The organism is Neisseria sp. HMSC068C04 (assembly GCF_001810105.1).
Lineage (GTDB): Bacteria > Pseudomonadota > Gammaproteobacteria > Burkholderiales > Neisseriaceae > Neisseria > Neisseria flavescens_B.
Genome location: NZ_KV799964.1, coordinates 3,066 through 9,123, shown reverse-complemented (window position 1 = coordinate 9,123; position 6,058 = coordinate 3,066). Strand labels below are relative to the sequence as shown.

The 6,058-nt window shown below is 51.9% G+C and carries 4 protein-coding genes and 1 pseudogene; 2 read left to right on the top strand and 3 right to left on the bottom strand.

Annotated elements, in window-relative coordinates:
* Positions 1-224 precede the first annotated feature (224 nt).
* Together nadC and HMPREF2700_RS06800 are read right to left on the bottom strand one after the other, a co-directional pair.
* A complete protein-coding gene (nadC, locus tag HMPREF2700_RS06805) occupies positions 225-1,106 on the bottom strand; it encodes a carboxylating nicotinate-nucleotide diphosphorylase (protein ID WP_070591131.1) in 882 nt (293 codons plus the stop codon).
* A gap of 76 nt (positions 1,107-1,182) precedes the next feature.
* On the bottom strand, positions 1,183-2,121 hold the full coding sequence (locus HMPREF2700_RS06800; protein ID WP_070591129.1) for an NUDIX hydrolase: 939 nt from the start codon (positions 2,119-2,121) through the stop codon (positions 1,183-1,185).
* Between the two features lie 155 nt (positions 2,122-2,276).
* Between HMPREF2700_RS06800 and nadA the strand changes: the two genes are divergently transcribed.
* Together nadA and nadB are read left to right on the top strand one after the other, a co-directional pair.
* Positions 2,277-3,389 carry a quinolinate synthase NadA gene (nadA, locus tag HMPREF2700_RS06795; RefSeq protein ID WP_070591133.1) on the top strand — a complete coding sequence of 371 codons (1,113 nt, stop codon included), beginning with the start codon at positions 2,277-2,279 and terminating at the stop codon, positions 3,387-3,389.
* A 52-nt stretch (positions 3,390-3,441) separates the two neighbouring features.
* Positions 3,442-4,950, top strand: a complete 1,509-nt coding sequence (nadB, locus tag HMPREF2700_RS06790) for an L-aspartate oxidase (RefSeq protein WP_070591128.1) — start codon at positions 3,442-3,444, stop codon at positions 4,948-4,950.
* Positions 4,951-5,543: 593 nt separating this feature from the next.
* On the opposite strand, the pseudogene HMPREF2700_RS06785 reads toward nadB, so the two are convergent.
* Positions 5,544-6,058 (bottom strand): annotated as a pseudogene (locus HMPREF2700_RS06785) (hypothetical protein); the annotation flags it as partial.

Genomic DNA, 6,058 nt, shown 5'->3' with positions numbered 1-6,058 from the left:
ACGGCCAAGATTTCCAAGTGGAAAGATATAAATAAATTCAACGCGGCCAAAAGCCAGGTAAATTTTTAATTTATTGAAAATAAAACATAAATTAAAACATCAAATCCATTCAAAACAAAACAAACACCCCGAATGAGTCGGGGTGCGTATTCTTGCAATGTCAAGAAATGTAAAGTTATTTGACTGTGCAATACACTATCTTTGCTTTATAGCAAACTCAAAATTTAAGCCACGAAATCCAACCCTATGTCCAGCGAACGGCTGCTGTGGGTCAGATAGCCGAGGGCGATGCCGTCCACGCCGGTTTGTGCCACGCGCTTCAGGCGGTCGAAGCCGATGCCGCCCGATGCTTCACAATAGATGGTGTGTGTGTGGGCGGTTTGTATGTGGCAGCGGTTTGCCGCTTCTTTCAAGGTTTCGTCGTCCATGTTGTCCAGCAAAATCCGTTCCGCACCCGCCGCGATGGCTTCATCCAGTTGTGCCAATGTGTCCACTTCGATTTCCACGCAGGTCAACGGTCCAACTGCTTGCTTTGCCTGCCGTACGGCTTGGGCGATGCTGTCGCAATAGGCAAGGTGGTTGTCTTTGATGAGTACGGCGTCGTCCAAACCCATGCGGTGGTTCACGCCCCCACCTGCTCTGACGGCATATTTTTGCAGGACGCGAAGCAGTGGGATGGTTTTGCGGCTGCACACGATGTCCACATTGTAACCGGCAACTTCGGCTACTGCGCGAGCGGTGGCGGTGGCGATGCCGCTCAGATGCGTGAGGTAGTTGAGCGCGGTTCGTTCAGCGGCAAGCAGTGCGCGAGCGTTGCCTTCGACGGCGGCAAGCGTCTGACCTGCGCGGACGGCTTGTCCGTCTCGGATTTTGGCTTGGAAACGGACGGACGGATCCATCGTTTGAAAGGCGAGGCGCGCCAAGTCCATGCCTGCGATGACGCCGTCTTTGCGGCTGACGAGGAAGAGTTTGGCAGTTTTGTCGGGCGCGATGACGGTGGCGGACGTAATGTCGCCGCGCCTGCCCAAATCTTCGCTCAAGGCTCGTTCTACCATGGGACGCAACAGGGTATCGGGTAGAGGAAGAAGATTGTTTTCAGACGACATGAAGTTTCCTTTGTTGGAAAAATATTGATATTGCACCGATGAGGCAAAATTTAATTTGAGGCCGTCTGAAAATCACTTAGCGGCCACCCAGTGGCAGTCCGATATCAGAAATCAGCTGATCGGGCAGGACATCGTCGCGGAAGCGGTAAAGCTGCGCAGGACGGCCTTTGCTGCCTGATACGCCGATATCCGACGGCTCGATAAGGTTTTGCTGCTGAATCTGGCGGCGGAAGTTTTGCTTACGCAACAATCGGCCGCTGATGGCTTCGACGCTGTTTTGCAGTTGCAGCAGTGTAAATTCGGGCGGCATCAGTTCGAAAATCACGGGGCGGTATTTGATTTTGGCGCGTAGGCGGGATAAGGCTGTCGCCAGTACACGGCGGTGGTCGTGGCGCATGGGCTGCCCCGTGAGCGCGAAATCAATGTTTGCCTGCGGCTCGGCGGCTTCCGCTATCAGGCCGCTTTCATACAGCATTTCATAGCGTTGCAAAACGTATTCTTCCGACCAGTTTTCCGGTTCGACCCCCCAGCACAAATGAATGCGCTTGAGCCGCTTCTGACGCATTTCCTCCGTATCCGCCGAGTTTGCCCAAATGCGCAGGCGGCTGACGATGGTCTCATGTTGCCTACCGGCGCTACGCAAATCTTCCCACGGAAAATAGCAGTAGCAGTCCTGCCATTTCGCATCGGGATGCAGGATGTTGTCGGCCGCCTCGCGCACCAGTCCCAAATAGCTGACGTATAAGACAGGCAGTCCTTGTTCATTTTGGCGGCTCGTATCTACAAACGTATAAAGCTGTTCTACATAGCCCATAGGCTGTGATGTCTGTTTGGCAACCCACATCCTGACTCCTGCTTGCAGAGAGTGGCGAAGTGGTGCAAGCAAGCCATTGGGTAATAGCTCTCCTTGGGCAACTGTCAAAACCCTCAAGCTGCCGTTTGTAATGGCGATCAGGACAGGAACAAGCTCGACGATACTTTGCGGATTGGCCGCTGTTTCAGGATAGGCATCCATGCGTGGCTTTCATTCAAGAGAAAACCTTATTGTAAACCAAAGCGGTTTTCAGACGACCTTGCATATTATACTCAAGTTGAGCATAATATAAAAATATTTCAAAATATAAACGGCAAACCTTCATGCCGTCTGAAAAACAGCTACAAGGAAACATCATGCAAACCGCCGCCCGCCGCTCGTTCGATTACGATATGCCCCTCATTCAAACGCCGACTTCTGCCTGCCAAATCCGTCAGGCGTGGGCGAAGGTTGCCGACACGCCCGACCGCGAGACTGCAGGCCGTCTGAAAGATGAAATCAAGGCTTTGCTGAAGGAGAAAAACGCGGTCTTGGTGGCGCATTATTATGTTGATCCGCTGATTCAGGATTTGGCTTTGGAAACAGGCGGATGCGTGGGCGATTCGTTGGAAATGGCGCGCTTCGGCGCGGAACACGAAGCCGGTACATTGGTGGTGGCGGGTGTGCGCTTTATGGGCGAGAGCGCGAAAATCCTCTGCCCTGAAAAAACGGTGCTGATGCCTGATTTGGAAGCGGAATGTTCTTTGGATTTGGGTTGTCCCGAAGAAGCGTTTTCAGCGTTTTGCGACCAACATCCCGACCGTACGGTGGTAGTGTACGCCAACACTTCCGCCGCCGTGAAAGCGCGTGCCGATTGGGTGGTAACCTCTTCGGTGGCATTGGAAATCGTGTCGTATTTGAAATCGCGCGGCGAGAAACTGATTTGGGGGCCCGACCGCCATCTCGGCGACTATATCCGCCGCGAAACGGGTGCGGATATGCTGTTGTGGCAAGGTTCGTGCATCGTCCATAACGAATTCAAAGGGCAGGAGCTGGCGGCGTTGAAGGCGGAGCATCCCGACGCGGTGGTGCTGGTTCATCCCGAATCGCCGCAAAGCGTCATCGAACTGGGCGACGTGGTCGGCTCGACCAGCAAACTGCTCAAAGCCGCCGTATCTCGTCCCGAAAAAAAATTCATCGTGGCGACCGATCTGGGCATCCTGTACGAAATGCAAAAGCAGGCGCCCGACAAAGAATTTATCGCCGCACCGACGGCGGGCAACGGCGGAAGCTGCAAAAGCTGCGCGTTCTGCCCGTGGATGGCGATGAATTCGCTGGGCGGCATCAAATACGCCCTGACAAGCGGACACAACGAAATCCTGTTGGACAGAAAGCTGGGCGAAGCCGCCAAACTGCCTTTGCAGCGTATGCTCGACTTCGCGGCAGGACTCAAACGCGGGGATGTGTTCAACGGTATGGGACCCGCCTGATTTGCCGTCAATATTGCCCGTTTCAGACGACCTCACAAACAAGGACAACACCATGCAAACCGATTGCGACGTATTGATTGCCGGAAACGGGCTGGCGGCACTGACGCTCGCCCTGTCGCTGCCTGAATCGTTCCGCATCGTTATTTTGTGCAAAAACCGGCTGGACGACACCGCCAGTCGTCATGCGCAAGGCGGGATTGCGGCGGCGTGGTCGGGAGAGGACGACATCGAAAAACACGTTGCCGATACTTTGGAAGCGGGCGCGGGTTTGTGCGACGAAGCTGCCGTCCGCACCATCCTGTCGCAGGGCAAACCGGCAATCGAATGGCTGCTGGCGCAGGGCGTGGCGTTCGACTGGAATCATAATGACTTGCACCTGACGCGCGAAGGCGGACATACCTGCCGCCGAATCGCCCACGTTGCCGACTACACGGGCGAAGCTGTCATGCAGAGCCTGATTGCCCAAATACGCCGCCGCCCGAACATCCGCGTTTGCGAGCGGCAGATGGCGTTGGATGTTCAAACCGAATCGGACTCAGCGTGCGGACTGACCGTCCTCGACCGCCGAACGCAAGAAACCTACAGCATCCGTGCCAGCCATACCGTACTCGCAGGCGGCGGCCTCGGGCAGATTTACGCCGCCACCACCACGCCGCCCGAATGCACGGGCGACGCCATCGCCATGGCGATACGCGCAGGCTGCGCAGTCGAAAACCTCGAATTTATCCAATTCCACCCCACAGGCTTGGCAAGGCCGTCTGAAAACGGACGCACCTTCCTGATTTCCGAAGCCGTGCGCGGCGAAGGCGGCATCCTGACCAACCAAGCGGGCGAACGGTTTATGCCGCATTACGACCGCCGCGCCGAACTCGCATCGCGCGACATTGTTGCCCGCGCCATCGCCGCCGAAATCGCCAAACAAACGCAAGATTTCGTCTCACTCGATATCAGCCATCAACCCGCAGAGTTCGTCCGTCAGCATTTCCCGTCCATCCATCGACACTGTTTATCCCAATGCGGTTTGGACATCACGCGCCAAGCCATCCCCATCCGCCCCGTACAACACTACACCTGCGGCGGCATCCAAACCGACCCCAGCGGCAGAACCTCCCTGCCGCAGCTCTACGCCTTAGGCGAAACCGCCTGCACAGGGCTGCACGGAGCCAACCGCCTCGCCAGCAACTCCCTGCTCGAATGCGTCGTGACCGCCAGGCTTGCCGCCCAAACCATCGCGGACGGACAAGCGTTCCAAACCGAACCATTCCAAAGGCCGTCTGAAAGCCCCTCCGCCGAAATAGACATCTTTTCAGACGGCCTCCAAAACGTATTCAGCCGCCCCACCCTGCAAGCGTTCAACCAACACCATCTAGGCATTCTCCGCAACGATACCGGCCTACGCTTCGCCATCGCCCAACTGCAGTTTTGGAAGCAAAATCAAGGCGATCCGCACACAACGTCCGAATACGAAAACCGCAACTTACTCGAATGCAGCCTCGCCGTAGCCCAAGCCGCATACAGACGGAGACAGAACATCGGAGCACATTTTAATAGTGATTGTTAAGGCTGATAGTGAAAACATTTCTCTAATAAATAATGTCATTGATTGAAAAAGCAAAGGTTCACACATGATTAAGGAAAGATTGAAAGAAAGTAGGAGAAACGGTGGAAACTAAAATGCAGGGATTGACAGTAGTTATAAGTGATAATAACTAATCAACAATGGTCTTTGCATTTTGTAGAGAGAAAAAAAGATAGGATTAATGAAATAAGACCATCTGAACAGTTTTGAATAAGTTCAGCACAATTCACAATCTTTTCCCTACTCTATTTCGTCAGACTACTATTAATGATAGGTTCACAGTGAAATTAAACAGCCGAATTTATATTAAAATCTATTGATTTTATACTAAAATTTGGAGTACTATACGGAATCTTTTAAGATTAACTAATAGTTAACAAATAGGAATAAACAACGGCGATTGTTAGGTATAGGAAAAACTACATAATTTATATTATGTTAAATTCATAATACTAGTATTTTAGCCTGCTAGCTGATGTTTCTCTCAGTAGTACAACCACTTACAGTATTCAAAAACAAAGGTCGTCTGAAATCTTAGACGACCTTTTGTTCTACACTACATCAACGTTCACCCTTTAAAACTTGGGTTCTTTCTGTAAATAAGGCAGTAAATCGGGATCCTGATAGCCCTCATCGATTTTATAACCCTTGCTGACCAGCATGGCTTCCTCTTTTTTACGTTTTGCCAATTCGATGTTTCGGTAGCGTTGCCAGTACTCCGGCAGGCTGGAGCTGATTTTGTCCATTTCTTTTTGAAGTTTATCGATGTCATAACCGTCAGGGATAAATGTGTGATATATATCATTTCGGGTGCTGTAGCGCGCGGTCGTAAATGAAATCCTCATCATATACTGTCCCCATTCTTTAAAACTTAATGTTTTATTAATGTCGTCTAAATCTTCTTGGTCTTTGACTGTTGCGTCAAATAAAATCGTCATTTCAACACCATCCAAATAAAAGTCTGCGATAAAGCCTCCTTGTCTTATCACGCTATACCATGAATCGAAATCGGGAACTGCACCGGGATCGGTAATATTACCCAAGCCAAAATTTTCCTCATCTTGGAAATATCTGATGGCATCTTTACCTG